Origin of the sequence: Arthrobacter sp. N199823 (genome assembly GCF_002929705.1) — a bacterium.
GTDB lineage: Bacteria > Actinomycetota > Actinomycetes > Actinomycetales > Micrococcaceae > Specibacter.
On sequence record NZ_PJIN01000004.1, the window covers coordinates 276,478 to 293,842 of the forward strand.

The window sequence follows — 17,365 nt, forward strand, 5'->3', positions numbered from 1 at the left end:
TGCTATTTCCGTGCAGGGAGTTCTGCGCCCACCCCATGGAAGCGGCTGGCATAGCCCACCCAGGACTGATGCACATGGGAACACATGAGCTCGCCGGCCAAGTCAGCATTGCCGGCATCTATGGCGGCCATGATGGCCCAGTGCTCAGCCCAGGAGTGTTTGCCGCGTGAACTCACATCCGTTGCGTACAGCCACTCGATTTTCCGGGCAATTTGCCGCAATAGCGCCCCCAAGGACGTGCTGGCACTCAATTCTGCAATGGCCAGGTGGAACCTGATATTTAAATCAGGCAAAAGTTCCTGCTCATCAGCGGCGACGGCCGCATCGCCGCTTTGTAAGATCCCGGCAATTTCCTTCCGTGTCTTCCACCAGCCGTCATCAGGCTGACCGGCGGTGAATTGGGCTGCAGCCCGCCGGGCAGACCTGCGAGCGATGACTGATTCCAGGGACTCTCGAACTGCAAAAAGATCGTCGGCCTCGTCAACCGGAATGGCCGCCACAGTGGAACCGGCATACGGTCTGGAGACAACAAAGCCCTCCATCTCCAGTCCGCGCAGGGCCTCACGGACAGGCACCCTGGACATGCCATATTTTTTAGCCAGGGCACTCTCGGTGACACGGCTACCCGACGGCAGCACACCAAGGATGATGTCCTGTCGAATTTCGTCTTGGACACTCTGGTTCAGTGCCGGTTCCGGGTTATCGTGCGAATGCTGCACCGGGTATTGCTCCAAGTAGTTCCCTCGTATATTCGTCCTCGGGTGTCATGAAAACTTTTTCCACACTCCCGTCTTCGATGACCCTACCCGATTTCATCACAACAACTTGGTGTGCAATCTGGCGAACCACCGCCAAGTCGTGGGTGATGAACAGGTAACTCAGGCCTAGGCCGTCTTGCAGCTCCTTCAGCAGCGCCAAGATCTGTTCCTGTACGAGCACGTCCAACGCAGAAACGGCTTCGTCACAGATCAGCATCTCCGGTTCCGAAGCCAAGGCCCGTGCTATGGCCACACGTTGCCGCTGACCTCCAGAGAGCTCATTGGGCCTACGCTGCGCCACCCCGCGCGGCAGAGCCACCTGATCGAGGAGTTGGGCCACCCTGGCCTGCCGCGAGCTTCGATCCCCCACCTTGAAGACGCGCAGCGGCTCATCAATGAGCCGCTCAATGCTGTAGGTGGGATCCAGCGAACCATAGGGGTCCTGGAATACGGGCTGAACCTTGCGCCTGAGCGCACGGCGATCCTGTGCCTGGCTTCCGGAGATACTCATTCCGTCGATGAGGGCCTCGCCACTACTTGCGTTTTCCAGGCCGAGAATAATGCGGGCAACCGTGGTCTTTCCCGAGCCGGATTCACCAACAATCGCTGTGGTGGTGCCACGGGCGACTGAGAATTTGACATTGTCCACCGCGAGAAAGGTTGCCCCCCGCTGGTTACGCAGGCGAAACTCCTTGACCAAGCCCTTCACCTCAAGGATTGGGTTCCCCAGCGTGTCTGGGACCTCCGACAGCTCGGGCATGACCTCCACAACTCCTGACACAGTGGCAAGCAGTGAAGGTGCGGCGGCCACCAGCCGACGGGTGTACTCCTCCTGAGGCTGGAACAGAATCTCTTGGGGCGTGCCAACCTCTACTATTTTGCCCTCCGACATGACGATGATGCGGTCTGTCCTGTCCGCCGCCAACCCAAGATCATGGGTAATGAACAGCAAGGACGTACCTCTGGCATCAACCAGCGTTTGCAAGTGGTCCAGTATTTGGCGCTGCACCGTCACATCCAGTGCAGAGGTCGGCTCGTCGGCAATGAGCAGCTCCGGCTCACCAGCCAGTGAGATGGCAATCAGCATCCGCTGCCGCATGCCTCCGGAAAATTCATGGGGAAATTGACTGTAGCGTCTGGCCGCATCCGGGATACCGGCTTCGGTCATCAAGGCCACCGCCCGCTGACGAATGTTGGCTCGGCCACGGTGTCCTGCCGCGGCAAGGGCATCCGCGATCTGGGCACCGACCTTCATCACGGGGTTCAGGTTGGACATTGGGTCTTGCGGCACCAGCCCAATCTTGCGCCCTCGAATCTGGCGCATCTGCTGCTCGCCGGCCCCGCTGATGATCTGTCCATCCAGGGTGATGGTGCCACCGCTGATATGGCCGTTGCCCGGCAGTAGGCCAAGAATGGCTCCTATCGAAGTGGACTTTCCGGATCCGGACTGTCCCACGATGGCAACGCGTTCGCCGCGGTTGACGGTGAAACTCACTGACTTCAGCACCGGCGCCTCGCCGAAGCTAACTTCTAGGTTCTGCACTTCTAGCAGTGGCGCCCCGGAGGCTGTCCCGATCTGCCCGGCATCATGGAAAGCTGACTCGTTAACGTCCTGCTGCATAACCCTGCGCTCCTCGTGGATTGGCTGATGCGGTCAGCAGCCCGGTGTGGTTGTCTCGGCCGACGGATGAGAGCCGGCCAAGCGCCCAGTCGCCTGCCCGGGTCACGACGTGCCCTCGCCGTTCAAGTTCGGTAATCACGTCTTCACCGAGTCGGTCTTCAACGACAGCACCGCCCGGAGTCCAGGTGCGCGGCCAGAAGGACCCGGCAATCGAGGTGCTGTGCAGGGCGGGGGCATCGACGGCCTGCTGCGGTGTATACCCGCCAACCAGAGTGCGCAGCAGATAGAGCAGCTGCCATTGGTCCTGCTGGTCACCGCCCGGGGAACCGAGGGCCGTCACTGCCACACCATCTTTGAAGACGAGGGTGGGGGTGAGCGTGGTCCGGGGGCGTTTGCCCGGCTCCAATGAGGAGGGTGCACCTTCTTCCAACCAGGTCATTTGGAGTCGGGTCCCCAGGCAGAAGCCTAGTTTCGGGATGGTCGGTGATGACTGCAGCCACCCTCCCGAGGGCGTTGCCGAGATCATGTTCCCCCACTGGTCAACAACATCGATGTGACAGGTGTCTCCGCGCATCTCTCCTGCCGGGCTCACGGTGGGTTCGCCTACACCCGCGAACCCGCGCTCGCCGGCGCCCAACAGTGCCGGCGGGAGGTACTCGGTCCGTAAGGGCGGGATAAATGGAGTTGTTCCGGGGATCGTGCCAGGCCGGAACTCCGCATTGGCCACATCACTGATCAAGGCTCGGCGTTCAGCTGCGTATTCGGCGCTGAGGAGGTAGTCCAGGTCAACGGCCGTATCGCCGTAGTAAGCATCCCTATCCGCGAACGCCAGCTTTTCAGCTTCCAAAATGGTGTGTGCCCCGATCGCGGTTGAGGGGTCCAGGTATTCGTCGTCGAAGCCGGCAAGAATGGCAAGAGTCTGCAGGAGCACCGGTCCTTGCCCCCAAGCCCCCGTCTTGGCCACCGTGTGACCCCGAAACTCTAGGGTCGCGGCCGTGTCATAACTGGCCTCAAAGCCGGCAAAGTCCGCCATGTCCATGACGCCAGCGTGGTCTGTGCCGGATGAATGGCGGTGGGGCTGGGCCTGAAATTCAACGGCAGCCTTGGCCACGAATCCTGTGGACCATTCACGCCGAGCGGCATCGATGCGGTCAGCTCGGTTTCCGGAAGCGAGGCTGCCGGACGCGACAAGCCGCTCGAGGACCTGCGCGTACGCCTCGTTGCGGAACAGTTCCCCCTCTTGGGGGATCCTGCCCTCTGGCAGCCATAGCTCAGCGGAACTTGGCCAGTGTTCGCTCAAGAGTTCAGCCACTGTTCCGATGGTGGCACATACCCGGGCAAGCAGCGGGTGGCCATTGCGGGCATAGCCCACGGCGAAGGCCAACACGTCCGCCAGCTCCCATGTGCCCTGGTCCCGGAGCAGGAGCAACCACGCATCGACAGCACCTGGGATGGCCGCCGCCAGTGCGCCGGCACCTGGAACCAGTTCAAGCCCTTCTGCCAGGTAATGCTCTCTTGTTGCCGCAGCCGGCGCCGGACCTTGACCAACAAGAATGACTGGCTCTGCGGGGTTTTCGACGGTGGCGAACACGGCCGTCATGTCGCCTCCGGGACCGTTGAGGTGCGGCTCAACAACGTGCAGTACAAAGCCGGCGGCGGCGGCGGCATCGAAGGCGTTTCCGCCCCGCTCCAGGACGGCCTGGGCGGTGGCTGTCGCCAGCCAGTGTGTGGAGGCGGACATTCCGAAGGTGCCTTGGAGTGTGGGGCGGGTCAGGAAGTCGCAGGGTTCTGTGTAAGTCATGGGCTACTTTCGGCTTGTTGCTGTGGGGTCGAAGGCGTCGCGCAAGGCGTCCCCGAAGAGGTTGAACGCCAGGCAGATCATGGCGATACCCACACCAGGAACGATGGCTGCCGTGGGTGAACGGAACATGTACTGCTGAGCATCGGAAAGCATGATGCCTAGGCTTGGAGTGGGCGGTTGGATGCCCAGGCCAAGGAATGAGAGCAGTGCCTCGCCAATGACTGCGACCGGCATGATGACAGTTGCCTGGACAATGATGGAACTGGCTGCGTTGGGCAACACATGTGTGAACACGATTCTGAGCCCTGACGCGTCCATGGTCTTGGCCCCTAGGACAAAGTCGCTTTCCTTGATGCGCAGCGTTTCGCCGCGAACCACCCGGATCATGGTGGGGATGTGTGCGATGCCGAGGGCTATCGCGGCATTTTGGAGGCTGGGCCCGCTGATGGCCGCCAGGCCGACGGCAATGATCAAGAACGGAAAGGCCAACGTCACATCGGTCAGGCGTGAGATGAAGGCATCGAGCCACTTCCAGTAGCCGGCCAGCAGGCCCAGCGGGGCGCCCACCACAATGGACAGCAAAACACACAGGGCGCCTACTTCCAGGGAAGCCCGCATACCAAACAGCAGGCGGGACAAGATGTCCCGGCCCAAATCATCTGTTCCCAGCAGGAACCCAACGGTGCCAGGCTTCTGAAAGGGAGTGTCGAAATGCACCTCGGCCGGACCATAGGGGGCAATAACAGGAGCGAGTATCGCCAGCAGGACAACGAGCGCCATCAGGACACCGCCAACCATGCCGAGGCGGTTGCCGCGCAAGGAGCGCCACAGGCGCCCCCTGCCCGAGCCAATTCCCATGGCTTCCGACGTTAGGCTTTTGTCACGGGGCGGGGATTTTGTCATGGTCATCAGTTGCTTCCTCCGATTCGTATGCGTGGGTTGATCACCGAGTAAAGGACATCCACGGCTAGGTTGATCACAATGTAGCTGAGGGTAATGATCAGCACGACAGCTTCAATGACCGGATAGTCCCGGGTAAACACCGCATCGAGTGTGAGTTTTCCGAAGCCGGGCAAGGCGAAGATGCGCTCGGTGACAACAGCCCCGGAAATCAGTCCGCCCAATTGCAGGCCAACTATTGTCACGACCACGATGAGTGAATTGCGCAGGCCATACCGCAGCAGCACCCGGCCACCACTGAGGCCCTTGGCTTTGGCCGTCCGGACATAATCGGTACTCATGGTTTCGATCATCGATGCACGCGTCTGGCGCATAATGACGGCGGCCAGCGACGTTCCCAGAATAATGGCTGGCAGTGTTAGGTAATAGAGTCCCTTGAGCGGATCGGACAAGATATCAACGTATCCAGAAGCTGGGAACCAGCCCAGCGACACTGCAAGGTACAAAATGGCAAGTATGCCGAGCCAGAAGTTCGGCACAGACAAGCCAATCAAGGCGAACCCGTTGGTGAACCACTCGGGCCACCGCCCACGGAAACGCTCTGCAATGACTCCGAAAAGCACTCCCACAATGACAGCGATAGCAATTGCATAGGCCGATAACCACAACGTCACCGGCAGTGTCGCGGCAATCATCTCCACCACCGGGGTGCCCGTACGGGTGGAATTCCCAAGGTCACCGCTCAACAGATTGCCCAAATATGTCAGGAATTGATGGGGCAGCGAGGCATTGAGCCCCAACTGCTCTCTCATGGCCGCCAGCTGTTCCGGGCTGGCATCTTCACCCGCCATGGCCCGCGCGGGATCCCCCGGCAGCATCCGCACTCCAATAAAGACGACGATGGACGCCAGCAACAACGTGAGCGCGGATTGCCAGAGTTTGGTGAATGCGTAGCGAATCATTTCTCCGCTCCTTGCGTGGCTTCAACGAAGGCGGCATTGCTGAGGTGGACCACACCGTCAGAATAAGTTGCGATTCCCGCAACCGTAGTGCTGTAGGCGGTCAGGCTGCGATTTCGATACAGGTAGATGATCGAATTGTCCTTCTGGACCTGTGCGATGGCTTGGCCGTACAACTTGGCCCGCTGCGCCGTGTCAATGGTTTGTGATGCCTGCGTCAGCAATTCGTCCATTTCGGGCCGGCTGTAGCCAGCCACGTTATTGCCTCCGCCGGTGGACAGGAAGTTGTACATATTGCCGTGCGGGTCGGGACGTCCGGACCAGCCCAGTTGCAACAGCTGGAAATCACCGCGGTCCTGAACATCCAGCAACGTTGAATATTCAACAGGCTGGATTGTCAGACTGAACCCACCCGCAACGACGGCGGCCTGCAGGGCCTGGGTTAGGCGCAGGCTGTCCGGGGTATTACTGACGAGTAGCTTGGCCTCATACGGAATACTGACGCCAGCTTCCTTGAGCAATTCTCGGGCCTTTTCCGGGTTGTACTCGGGGCAGGCCTCGCTCTCCGGCGAGGTGAACGGGCTCGTTGCCGGGATGGGAGAACATGCCGGTTCGTACCAATTGTTAAAGACCGTATTGACCAGAGCTTTCCTGTCTATCGCCATCGAGAGCGCTTGGCGGACGAGCGCCTCGCGTGCAAGGGGCGTATCAACGGCCCCGTAAGGTTTGCCAACTCCTGCTGTGTTGCCAATATTGACGGTCAAACCCTGGTAGCCCAAGGAACCCACTTGCAGCACACCAACATTGCGTTGTTGGGCGAGTGCGTCAATATCCTGAGGCGAGATGGAGTCCGCAACCTGGACATCCCCCGAACGGAGGTTGGCTGCACGGATATTTGAATCCGTCATGATGCGGTAGGTGATGGTGTCCAGGTGCACGTTCTTGGCATCGTAGTACAACGGATCCCGCGCAACAGTGATCGATGTCTGGGGAACTCTCTTGACGAACTTGAAGGGCCCAACACAAATGGGGTGGTCGCCAAAGGTGGCATCGTCGTTCGCAAGCGCTGCGGGTGAGAGGATCATTCCGGCCCGGTCGGCAAGGGCCGCGGTAAGCGGGGCAAAGGGGCGCTGGTAAGTAATTTGGACCCGTGACGCGTCGAGGGCCTCCACGGAATCGATAGGCCCAAGTTCACTCTTCCGTCCGGAGCCCTTCATGGTCAGGCCGCGTTCTAGGGTCACCTTGACAGCGTTCGCATCAAATGGCGTCCCGTCAGCAAACGTGGCGTCCTGCCTGACCGGGATCGTTACGGTCAACCCATCCTCGGAGACGCTCGGCAGGGCGGTTGCCAGTTGCGGAACCAGTTCGCCTTCACCGTCAATGTCGTAGAGCTTCTGGCACATTGTCTGCATGACATACCGGGTATAAAGCGAGGAAGACGTTGTGGGGTCCAGCCTGTCGGGCTCGGCGGACAGCGCCATGACCAAGTCTCCACCTTCAATGATTGTTTGGTCACCGATCGGAACGCTCAGAACGTCTGTGTGTGGTGGTCCGCTGTCAACGGGCTGGATCGGCAGGCAAGCAGTCATGCCGACCGTCAAGGCGGCGGCCGAGACGAGGCCTGTGGCCAGGCTGGCCGCCCGTCTCCTCGGATTATGCATGGCAGGTGTACTTTTTAGCCAACCCTGAGGGTGCAGCAAGTGCGGCATAGAAGTCCAATGATCGGTCTCAATATTATCAATTGACACGAAATTGTATACAATATTGCTTGAACACTATACTTCGAATACTTTCATTACAAGACTCAACCGAGGATAATTTTCTATGCGTCGAACCAAAGCCCTCAAAACCGACCGGCTTCACTTGATTCTGATGCTGGCGCTGACCTTTTCCACTGGCATCGTGGACGCTGTCGGATACCTTGGCCTTGACCGGGTATTTACCGGAAACATGACCGGAAACGTCGTCATCCTGGGCATGGCTTTGGCCGGCGGCTCGCATTTGCCCGTCCTCGGCCCCGCGCTGGCACTCCTCTTTTTCATGGTCGGCGCGGCCATGGCAGGCCGGGTTTTGCGCAACGCCGCACCGGGATGGTCAGGAAAGACTAGTGGGATGTTCCTGCTGGTGGCGCTGGGACTGGCCACGCTAGCAGTCATCGACGTTTTCATCTCCTCCCCGGTCTCAGAATTGACCGGTAGCATCGTCACCTCGGGGATGGCCTTGGTCATGGGCGTCCAGGCCGCTTCCGCACGCCGGCTGAAGGTCACAGACGTGACCACGGTTGTCGTAACCTCCACGATCACTGCCTTGGCCGCCGAGTCAAGGCTGGCAGGAGGCTCGGGCGCCTATTGGCAGCGTCGGGCGTTGGCTGTTGCACTCATCCTGCTCGGCGCCTTACTAGGAGCGCTGACCCTAAATGTTGGCCTGTGGCTGGGCTTGGGCTCCAGTGCAGCGATCACTCTGACCGTCGTCATCATTGGTCACCGCCGCTGCCAAAGGGACAGCCAGGCCAGCGTCATGGTAGATGCAGTGGCCACCTCCTCGTGAGCGCCGTCCCTGCCCGGGAGCAGCGCGGCGGCTTTAGTTTCAAAGGCTAAACTGGGAGGACCATGAATCTTCTTGAACAGCTTGCCACCCTGAATCCGCAGACCTCTTCCGACGACGACGTTCTGGACGCGTTTTTGGAGTGGACCTTAGACCGGGGGTTGGAGCTGTACCCCGCTCAGGAAGAAGCCGCACTGGAACTGGTCAGCGGCAACAACGTAATTTTGTCGACTCCTACGGGCTCGGGCAAGTCGATGGTGGCCATCGCAGCCCACTTCAACGCCATGGCCCGCGGCGCCGCCAGCTACTACACAGCCCCCATTAAGGCACTCGTTTCCGAGAAGTTCTTTGCCCTGTGCGAGATCTTCGGTGCCGAAAACGTGGGCATGATCACCGGTGACTCCTCCGTGAATCAGGACGCCCCGATTATTTGCTGCACGGCGGAGATTCTGGCGAACATTGCGTTGCGCGAGGGTGAGGATGCCGACGCGGGCGTTGTCATCATGGACGAGTTCCACTACTACTCGGACCCGCAGCGTGGCTGGGCCTGGCAGCTGCCCTTGCTGGAGCTGCCGCAATCGCAGTTCTTGCTCATGAGCGCCACCCTGGGTGATGTCAGCCGTTTCGAGAAGGAACTCACCGAGCTGACCAACCGGGACACCACCACTGTGTCCTCGGGTGAGCGCCCCATCCCGCTGCACTACTACTACGTGCAGACCGGCGTGCATGAGTCCCTGGAGGAGCTCCTCGCCACCAAGCAAGTCCCTGTTTATGTGGTGCACTTCAGCCAGGCCGAGGCCATTGATCGCGCCCAGACCCTCATGAGCATCAACGTGTGCACGCGTGAGGAGAAGGATAAGATCGCCGAGCTCATTGCCGGGTTCCGTTTCTCCGCAGGCTTCGGCAAGACCCTGAACCGCCTGGTCCGCCACGGCATTGGCGTGCACCACGCCGGCATGCTGCCCAAGTACCGCCGCCTCGTGGAGCAGTTGGCCCAGGCTGGCCTGATGAAGGTCATCTGCGGCACCGACACCTTGGGCGTGGGCATCAATGTGCCCATCCGCACCGTGTTGCTGACTGCTTTGAGCAAGTACGACGGCGTCCGCACTCGCGTTTTGCAGGTGCGTGAGTTCCAGCAAATTGCGGGCCGTGCCGGCCGCGCCGGTTATGACACGGCCGGCACAGTCATTGTGCAGGCCCCTGAGCACGTCATTGAAAACACCAAGGCTATGGCGAAGGCCGTGGCCAAGTTTGGTGACGATCAGAAGAAGCTGCGCCAGGTGGTCAAGAAGAAGCCGCAGCAGGGCTTTGTCAGCTGGGGTGAGCCCACGTTCACGCGCTTGGCCGAGTCCGTGCCGGAACCGCTGACCTCCAGCTTCACCATCACTCACGCCATGCTACTGAACTTGCTGGAACGCCCGGGCGATCCCTTCCAGGCTGCCAAGGCCCTGCTGACGGACAACCACGAGTCACCGTCCAAGCAGCGGGTGCTGATGCGCAAAGCCATCGGCATGTACCGGGAACTCCTCGGTGCCGGCGTTGTCGAGCGCATCCCCGAGGACGAGCTGGAGAATGACGGCCGCACGGTGCGGCTCACGGTGCACTTGCAGATGAACTTCGCCCTGAACCAGCCACTCTCCCCCTTTGCTCTGGCTGCCTTGGACCTGCTGGATGCGGAATCGCCCAGCTACGCCCTGGACGTCATCTCCGTCATTGAGGCCACACTCGAAAAGCCGCGCCAGATCCTCTCCGCCCAGCTCAAGCGGGAACGCACCGAGAAGATCACGGACATGAAGGCCCAGGGCATCGAGTACGACGAGCGCATGGCGATCCTCGACGAGGTCACCTACCCCATGCCCCTTCTGGAGCTGCTCACGGATGCCTTTGAGGTCTACCGCAAGGCTGCCCCGTGGATGGGCGATTTTGAGCTCAGCCCCAAATCCATCATCCGCGACATGTATGAGCGCGCCATGAACTTCGGCGAATACGTCCAGTACTACCAGCTGGCTCGCTCTGAGGGCATTGTGCTGCGCTACCTGACCGACGCTTACAAGGCCCTGCGCCAGACCGTCCCCCAGGATGCTCTGCGCGAGGACCTCGAGGACATCATCTCCTGGCTGGGCGAGCTGGTCCGTCAGGTTGACTCCAGCCTGCTGGATGAGTGGGAGAAGATGACCAACGGCGAATCCAGCGACACTCCGCTGGAGGACACCGCGCTGCCGCCTGCCCCGCCGCGTCTGACCGACAATGCCCGGGCCTTTAGAGTCATGGTCCGCAATGAGCTGTTCCGCCGTGTGGAGCTCGCAGCCGATGATGACTATGAGGCATTGGGGAAGCTCGACGGCGATCACGGCTGGGATGGCGACCGCTGGGCCGATGCTCTGGATGAATACTGGGACGAACACGAATACATTGAGTCCGGCCCCGCCGCCCGCGGCCCGTCCCTGTTGCACATCGCCCCGTCCATCACCACGTGGGAGGTGCGCCAAACTATCGTTGATCCGGCAGGCAACCACGATTGGTTTATGTCCGCCACTGTGGATCTTGACGCATCGAATGAGGCGGGTGCCGCCGTCGTACTCTTCAAGGAATTCAGCCGGATGTAACGGCGCACGATAAGCTCAGTGCATGAATTTGCTTCGCACTGCTGCGCCCGCCGATGTCCCCGCAATCCTTGGCATGATCCACGATCTGGCTGTTTATGAAAAAGAGCCGGACGCCGTGAAAAACACGCCTGACATGCTCCATGCCAGCCTGTTCGGTGAGAATCCGCAGGTGTTTGCACACGTGGTGGACTCCCCCGTTGCCGGCGAACCCATTGTGGGGTTTGCGCTGTGGTTCCTGAACTACTCCACATGGGAGGGCACGCACGGAATCCATCTCGAGGACCTTTATGTGCGGCCCGAGGCGCGTGGCGGCGGATTCGGCAAGCTGCTGCTGCAAAACCTGGCTGCAATTGCCGTAGAACGCGGCTATGCGCGGGTGGAGTGGAGCGTTCTGGACTGGAACGAACCGTCCATTAAGTTCTACAAGTCGTTCGGCGCGGCGCCCATGGATGGTTGGTCGGTATTCCGCTTAGATGGCGTGGCCCTGGAGAGCTTTGGTGCTTCGGCTGATGCCAGCGCTGCTGTATCCGTTGCTGGCGCCGAGACCGCAGGAGCCCAGTCATGAGCGATTCCTACACAGTCCTTTCAGAGATGGCGAGCTCAGAGGCGTACACCGCCCGAGGCGTGCGCATGCGCGATCATTTCTTCACCGTCCCGCTGGATCATGCACATCCAGACGGTCCCACCATCGAGGTATTTGCGCGCGAGCTCAGCGATGCACGCGTCGATGCCGACGAGCTTCCCTGGCTGCTGTTCCTCCAGGGTGGCCCGGGCGGACGCGGCAACCGCCCCGCCGGGCTGAGTGGCTGGCTTGCCGAGGCCACCAAACACTTCCGCGTGCTGATGCTTGATCAGCGCGGCACTGGACTTTCGACGCCGGCCACTCGCCAAACCCTGCCCCTCGCCGGGGACGTCTCTGCTCAGGCAGATTACCTCTCGCATTTCCGCGCTACTGACATTGTGGCCGATGCCGAGCTCATCCGGGCCACGCTGGGCTCGGAACCGTGGAGCATCTTCGGCCAAAGTTATGGCGGTTTCTGTGCGTTGACGTACCTGTCCTTCGCACCAGAGGGCGTACGCGAGGCACTCATCACCGGCGGTCTGGGTCCGCTGACCGGCTCTGCGGACCAAGTCTATGAGGCAACGTTTGGCCGGTTGCGCACCCGCAATGCCGAGTACTTTGCCAAATATCCCGAGGACCGGGAACTGTTTACCCGGATTATGGCGCACACCGCGCAGGTCACGGAATTGCTGCCCACAGGCGAGCGGCTCACCCCCGAACGCGTTCAGATGTTGGGCAGCTACCTGGGTGGCAATACCCGTTTTGATGCCCTGCACTTTGTCCTCGAGGATGCGTTCACGCCCACTCTCGACGGCGTGCGGCTGTCAGATTCATTTCTTGGCACCGTCTCGGCCTATGTGAGCCGTGCAGCTAACCCGCTGTACGCGCTGATGCACGAATCCATCTACGTCCAGGACTCCCCCAGCAACTGGGCCGCCGCTCGCGTGCTGGCCGACAACCCGGATTTCCTGCCCGACGCAGCCGAACCGTTGCTTACCGGCGAAGCCGTCTTCCCTTGGTACTTCGAGCAGGATCCCGCCTTGGTTCCGTTGCAGGAGCTCGCTGAGGTGCTGGCCGTTCGCACCGAGGGCTGGGGACCGCTGTATGACGTAGCCCAGTTGGCCAAGAACACCGTGCCGGTGGCCGCCGCAGTCTACAGCGACGACATCTTCGTGGACCGCGAGATTTCTGTCGCCACAGCCGCCGCCGTCAACGGACTCCACGTATGGGAAACCGCCGACTTCCATCACGACGGCATTGCCGACGACGGCGAGGCCATCTTCGCTAGGCTACTAGGCATGTTGCGGGCGTAGCGTAGGATCTCGAGCTGGCCGTTACCAGCAGATTGCTCTAACCTGCGACGATGTTCTGGCCAAGATCACCGAGATTCTCAATTTTGTGGCACTTTCCTACAGACGCTCTGCCATGGATAAAAACGATGGCGCTTCATTCCGTATGCGACGCCCAAACCATCTGGGCCTGTCAGAAATTAGCGAGCATCGACCCGGAGATTGTCGCAGTCAGAAGAGTGGCATCATATTGACGGAAATCCTGTCCCGTATAGGGGTCGCCGCCCGATCACCGGGCTTAATTGCGGGCAGGGTATACGGAAATCTGAGGCCTGCTGTGGCATGTGGATTGTTGGGCCGGGGAATTTTCGTGGTGGTTGGACCGGTCATGGACCGGCTTGCGGGACACTGAAGCGTCGATGGCTCACGGATCAACATCACCGACCCGAATCGTGACGGTCAACGACGATGGCCTCCTCGTTCAGGCTGTTCACGTCGCGGTGTTGCAAGTGTGTGAGCCGCAACAGGGTCTCTGGGCGGGGACGTTCGCTCAATTGAGGCCTTGGCCGGTTCTCTGTGAAGGGCGCGAGAATGCCGAACGACGCGAGCAGGCTCAGTGGTCGTCGCGCAAGCGACGAAGCAGGGGTAAGCCGAACCACATCGCTACGATCAGCAGGGCGATCGCGGCCGCGAGCAGGGCCGCGGTGAGGGTTCCAAAGAGCAGATCGGTCACCAGGAAAACCACCGAACTGAGCGAGATGCCCAACAGGATCAGAGCGGTGACCATCTGCCGAATGGCGGTTTTCAGCAGCCGGCCCTTGCTGTACGGCTTGCCGCGGATCTGGTGGTAGGCGCCCTCGCCCATGAGAAACACGACAGCCAGCGCGGTCGAGAGGAACGCGGCGAAGTACACGTCGGACTGAAGTGTTGTGAGCTTGGAGAATACCGATGTGAAGGGCAGGCCGAGGAGGAACGCGAGAAGAACTGTCACCCCTGGTATCACCATTCGCAATTCAGACGAGAGCTCGTCGAGCTCGCGGTCAAGCGTGTCCTGGTCGCGGTTCTGCGGATCGGGTTCGTGGTTGCCGGGAGCCGGTTGATGCATGGCGTCATGTCTATCACACCCGTGGCTGCTGTGGCGCTCACCGTTCCCATTTCGGGACTCTCTATTCAAGAATTTGTCTGTTGTTTCAGGGTGGGCGCCTCCTGCCTGCAACAATGAGAGTATGGTGTTCGAGAATTACCCGGTCCGAGGGATAGCAGAACACTCCCTGAATGCTCTCGATCGTGGCCATTGGCCTGCAACGCTGCCAGCCGTAGCCCAGGTGCTGGACCAGGGCCTAACTCTGACGCCCGCTACCGTCTTCGTTGGTGAGAATGGGTCTGGTAAATCCACATTGGTGGAGGCGATTGCCCTGGCCTATGGCTTGTCCCCTGAAGGTGGTTCGACAGGCGCACGCCACACCACAAGGTCCACCGAATCTGTGCTTGCCGACCACCTGCAATTAATCAAGAACGCCGGCACAACGAGGCGTGGCTACTTCCTGAGGGCAGAAACCATGCATGGTTTCTATACCTACCTTGAGGAGAACCCTGGCAGAAACGGCGACATCCAGTTCCATGAAATGTCACATGGCGAGTCATTTTTGCAGTTGGCTGTCGATCGCTTCCGAGGACCTGGACTGTGGGTACTCGATGAGCCGGAATCCGCCTTGTCCTTTTCGGGGTGTCTTGCTCTTTTGGGCGTCCTCAAGGAACTTCTGGCCGGCGGTAGGTCCCAGGTGATCTTGTCCACGCACTCGCCTGTTCTCGCAGCCCTGCCTGGGGCCCAAATTCTGGAGGTTGGCCCATGGGGCCTGCGTCATCGGGATTGGGAAGACCTAGATCTAGTTGGGAACTGGAAGTCATTCCTAGATTCGCCCGAGCGATTCCTCCGCCATATCTAAGGGCACCTACTCGTTGCACTTTCCGCGCTTTTGAACCAGGCCAAGCCACCGACGTCCAAGACCGCCCGCTCAGGCTTCCACCTACGGGAGGATGAAAAGAACATCGTTGCCGTGTTTGGATGAATCATGAGAGCTCCTGGAAACGAAGTAAGAGTTCGTGTTTCGCTAAGCCACGGGGACCAGATGCGTATCGCGTCGGTTACACGTATTGCTGCACTCGGGGTAAATGTCCTGCTCGTGGCTGGCGGTATTGCTCTGATTATTTGGCAGTCCTTGGAAAAGGCTCATGCCATCGCCTTGTTTGAGGCGACCGGTGGCTATGCCGATAATGATGTAACTAGAGGCTATTACATCGGCATCATTGGCGGGCTAGGCATCACTCTGCTTGCAGGAATCGCACTCGTTGGAGTTCTGAAGGGCAAGCGATGGGGATGCTGGATCGATGTGCTCATCTGGTTCGTGATGTGGCTTCCAGCCGGCATCGGCCTCAACATGTACCGAGAAGATGGGTACGCCGTCGCAAGCCTAGTTTGCTCATTGGGAATCACATTCGCCATCGCGACCTATCTGCTTTTGTCAGTGAGCAGCAAACGCATGGCAGCCTCCGACAAGACGATACGTCCTGCCAGAGGTGCACTTCTAAGCCGGTGATGGAAAGTTGGACGGCTTTCGAAACCGTCTTGGTAGCATGTGGCAAGACTGGGGGGCCTGCAGTGGCAACCTAGTCATGATTGGAGGCAATGATGCGTCGTGGAACCTTAGTCAGCCTGTATGTCGTGTTCTTAGGCTTGCTGGTCTTCTCCGTGGTCGTACAGGTGTGGTTCTTACCCTCTGAAGTTCGGACCGTAGTTGCGGTCTTCCCGGAGGTCCAACCACTCGCGGTTCCATCCGTGGTCTGGGGAGTCCTCGCAATTGCCTGCTGGCAAATTGCGGGGATCATTGCGTTGGACCTCATGTGGCATGCGGACCGGCACCACTTCGATGCATCTACTCACGGGCGGCTCCGCACAATGATCGGCTGTCTGTTCCTCTTCATCGCGCTGGTCGTAGCGGCGCTCATCGCCCTGAACATAAGGGGCTATTCGACACCCGGCGTGATGTTCGGGCTAATCGGCACAGGACTTCTGGCTGTAATCGGAGCCACATCGCTGGCAATATTCCTGGGATCCAGGCCATTAGCGGGGCGATACTCACACGTCTAATCCGCCCCTGACCTCAATCGTCGGATCCAAATTTCTGGCATGAACCAAGGCGCGAGCGGCGGTTAGTCAATAGATGCGTCCCGTAGAGCGTTCCCCATTGGGGGGGGGTGATGGGCATTTCTGTGAGCGAGAGACCCACCTGCATTGGAGCAATTACCCGCCACTGTTTCCACGCATCCTCGCTGGAATATGACCTGGGAAGTCTTCTTCACCTGCGCCTCCGGCCGCATAGAACGAATCCAGGAAAAAGCGAGCCTCCTCAACCAGAGCCTCCCTAGACATCCGTGAAGCACCGTCTGGATCGTTTGGCACAGCCTCACCACCACGACGCCCGATCGTGAACCCGTAGGTTCCGTCCACCGGCCCATTAAGCCAGGAAAAGTCGTAGCTGAGCCTCCCGTCAGGCTGGTACCTCTCGCTGATACGGAAAAGCTCGTGATCAACGGAGATTTCGAAATCGTCCACACGACGAGCCTAAACCGATTCTCAGGACACGCCTACGCTCACTCCCGTTGGCGACACTCGGAGCCAGAAGGTGTGGGAGTGCCATTGTTGCGGCAAGTCACCCCTCGTCCCCTAGAGCGTTCCCCTAGCGACGGACTAGCCCTGCTTCCTGATTCAACAACACGTCAGCCGGACGTGGGCGGGCGATCGCTGCCCGTTGCCCCGCCCCGGCCAGTCTACCGCCCCTGCGCAAGCGCCGCCATTACCCGTGCATGCGCACTGTCCCGGTCCACACCCGCATCCTCCAGTGCCCGATCCAGGCGGTCGCCATGGACACTCAGCACCCCGAACAACAGGTGCTTGATCCCGACGTGATCCGAATGAAACTCCCGCGAGGCGCGCTGCGCGGCCTTGAGGGCGTCCAAAGCCTCGGGGGTGAACGGGAATAATGCTGAGGTGTCCAGCGGACCAGGGGAGGCGAAACGCATTATCGCCTCACGCACGTCATCGGGCCAGACGGCCAGTGCCGTCTGCACCGCGTCCGGTTCAGCGTGCAAAAGCCCCAACAGCAAATGCTCGGGACCGATATACGCGTCATGCATCATCCCCCTTGCCTCTTCCTGTGCCAGGACCACCACCCGCACAGCCCTGTCGGTGTAGTTGCCAAACTCCGTCGAACGTCCCATGCCCATAGGGTAGTCTTCGCGGCGGGCCAGCACCACGGGTGCGCCTC

Annotated in this window: 16 protein-coding genes; 7 read left to right on the forward strand and 9 right to left on the reverse strand. The window is 60.1% G+C overall.

Translation table 11 applies throughout. The features are described from left to right. Window positions 1-2: 2 nt before the first annotated feature. Genes CXQ93_RS11510 through CXQ93_RS11535 form a run of 6 tightly spaced genes read right to left on the reverse strand, consistent with a single transcriptional unit; the run spans window position 3 to window position 7,787 of the window. Entirely contained in the window at window positions 3-719 is a 717-nt protein-coding gene (locus CXQ93_RS11510; RefSeq protein WP_258068905.1) for a GntR family transcriptional regulator, read from the reverse strand. Beyond that, window positions 700-2,379, reverse strand: coding sequence for an ABC transporter ATP-binding protein (locus CXQ93_RS11515; RefSeq protein ID WP_104110552.1), 1,680 nt, complete (start codon window positions 2,377-2,379; stop codon window positions 700-702). The genes CXQ93_RS11510 and CXQ93_RS11515 overlap by 20 nt, the downstream gene beginning before the upstream one ends. Further along, the gene (locus tag CXQ93_RS11520; protein ID WP_104110553.1) at window positions 2,363-4,180 is read right to left on the reverse strand and encodes a gamma-glutamyltransferase family protein; all 1,818 of its coding nucleotides are present in this window, start codon (window positions 4,178-4,180) and stop codon (window positions 2,363-2,365) included. The genes CXQ93_RS11515 and CXQ93_RS11520 overlap by 17 nt, the downstream gene beginning before the upstream one ends. A gap of 3 nt (window positions 4,181-4,183) precedes the next feature. Continuing rightward, complete coding sequence (locus tag CXQ93_RS11525; protein WP_258068906.1) at window positions 4,184-5,089, reverse strand: ABC transporter permease; 906 nt, start codon at window positions 5,087-5,089, stop codon at window positions 4,184-4,186. Beyond that, on the reverse strand, window positions 5,089-6,042 hold the full coding sequence (locus CXQ93_RS11530) for an ABC transporter permease (RefSeq protein WP_104110554.1): 954 nt from the start codon (window positions 6,040-6,042) through the stop codon (window positions 5,089-5,091). Before CXQ93_RS11530 ends, CXQ93_RS11525 begins: the two co-directional genes overlap by 1 nt. Beyond that, window positions 6,039-7,787, reverse strand: a complete 1,749-nt coding sequence (locus CXQ93_RS11535) for an ABC transporter substrate-binding protein (RefSeq protein WP_258068909.1) — start codon at window positions 7,785-7,787, stop codon at window positions 6,039-6,041. The genes CXQ93_RS11530 and CXQ93_RS11535 overlap by 4 nt, the downstream gene beginning before the upstream one ends. A 76-nt stretch (window positions 7,788-7,863) precedes the next feature. Here CXQ93_RS11535 and CXQ93_RS11540 point away from each other — a divergent pair, with 76 nt between their 5' ends. The 4 genes from CXQ93_RS11540 to CXQ93_RS11555 all read left to right on the forward strand — a co-directional run bounded on the left by CXQ93_RS11540 (window position 7,864) and on the right by CXQ93_RS11555 (window position 13,064). After that, window positions 7,864-8,586 carry a YoaK family protein gene (locus tag CXQ93_RS11540; protein WP_104110555.1) on the forward strand — a complete coding sequence of 241 codons (723 nt, stop codon included), beginning with the start codon at window positions 7,864-7,866 and terminating at the stop codon, window positions 8,584-8,586. Window positions 8,587-8,648: 62 nt separating this feature from the next. Then, on the forward strand, window positions 8,649-11,189 hold the full coding sequence (locus CXQ93_RS11545) for an RNA helicase (protein WP_104110556.1): 2,541 nt from the start codon (window positions 8,649-8,651) through the stop codon (window positions 11,187-11,189). A gap of 22 nt (window positions 11,190-11,211) precedes the next feature. Next, window positions 11,212-11,754, forward strand: coding sequence for a GNAT family N-acetyltransferase (locus CXQ93_RS11550; protein ID WP_104110557.1), 543 nt, complete (start codon window positions 11,212-11,214; stop codon window positions 11,752-11,754). Next, entirely contained in the window at window positions 11,751-13,064 is a 1,314-nt protein-coding gene (locus tag CXQ93_RS11555; protein WP_104110558.1) for an alpha/beta fold hydrolase, read from the forward strand. Before CXQ93_RS11550 ends, CXQ93_RS11555 begins: the two co-directional genes overlap by 4 nt. Before the next feature lie 589 nt (window positions 13,065-13,653). Here the strand turns inward: CXQ93_RS11555 and CXQ93_RS11560 are convergent. After that, window positions 13,654-14,145: a DUF6328 family protein gene (locus CXQ93_RS11560; RefSeq protein WP_104110559.1), complete on the reverse strand. Its 492-nt coding sequence runs from the start codon at window positions 14,143-14,145 to the stop codon at window positions 13,654-13,656. Between the two features lie 121 nt (window positions 14,146-14,266). On the opposite strand from CXQ93_RS11560, the gene CXQ93_RS11565 reads away from it, so the two are divergent. The 3 genes from CXQ93_RS11565 (at window position 14,267) to CXQ93_RS11575 (ending at window position 16,188) form a co-directional block, all read left to right on the forward strand. Further along, on the forward strand, window positions 14,267-14,986 hold the full coding sequence (locus tag CXQ93_RS11565) for an AAA family ATPase (protein WP_104110560.1): 720 nt from the start codon (window positions 14,267-14,269) through the stop codon (window positions 14,984-14,986). Window positions 14,987-15,169: 183 nt separating this feature from the next. Then, window positions 15,170-15,637: a hypothetical protein gene (locus CXQ93_RS11570; RefSeq protein WP_104110561.1), complete on the forward strand. Its 468-nt coding sequence runs from the start codon at window positions 15,170-15,172 to the stop codon at window positions 15,635-15,637. A 125-nt stretch (window positions 15,638-15,762) separates the two neighbouring features. Continuing rightward, complete coding sequence (locus tag CXQ93_RS11575; protein WP_258068911.1) at window positions 15,763-16,188, forward strand: DUF2975 domain-containing protein; 426 nt, start codon at window positions 15,763-15,765, stop codon at window positions 16,186-16,188. A 153-nt stretch (window positions 16,189-16,341) separates the two neighbouring features. Here the strand turns inward: CXQ93_RS11575 and CXQ93_RS11580 are convergent, their stop codons facing one another. After that, window positions 16,342-16,653 carry a hypothetical protein gene (locus CXQ93_RS11580; protein ID WP_104110562.1) on the reverse strand — a complete coding sequence of 104 codons (312 nt, stop codon included), beginning with the start codon at window positions 16,651-16,653 and terminating at the stop codon, window positions 16,342-16,344. Window positions 16,654-16,868: 215 nt separating this feature from the next. Next, on the reverse strand, window positions 16,869-17,318 hold the full coding sequence (locus tag CXQ93_RS11585) for a Clp protease N-terminal domain-containing protein (protein WP_146073218.1): 450 nt from the start codon (window positions 17,316-17,318) through the stop codon (window positions 16,869-16,871). Window positions 17,319-17,365 lie beyond the last annotated feature (47 nt).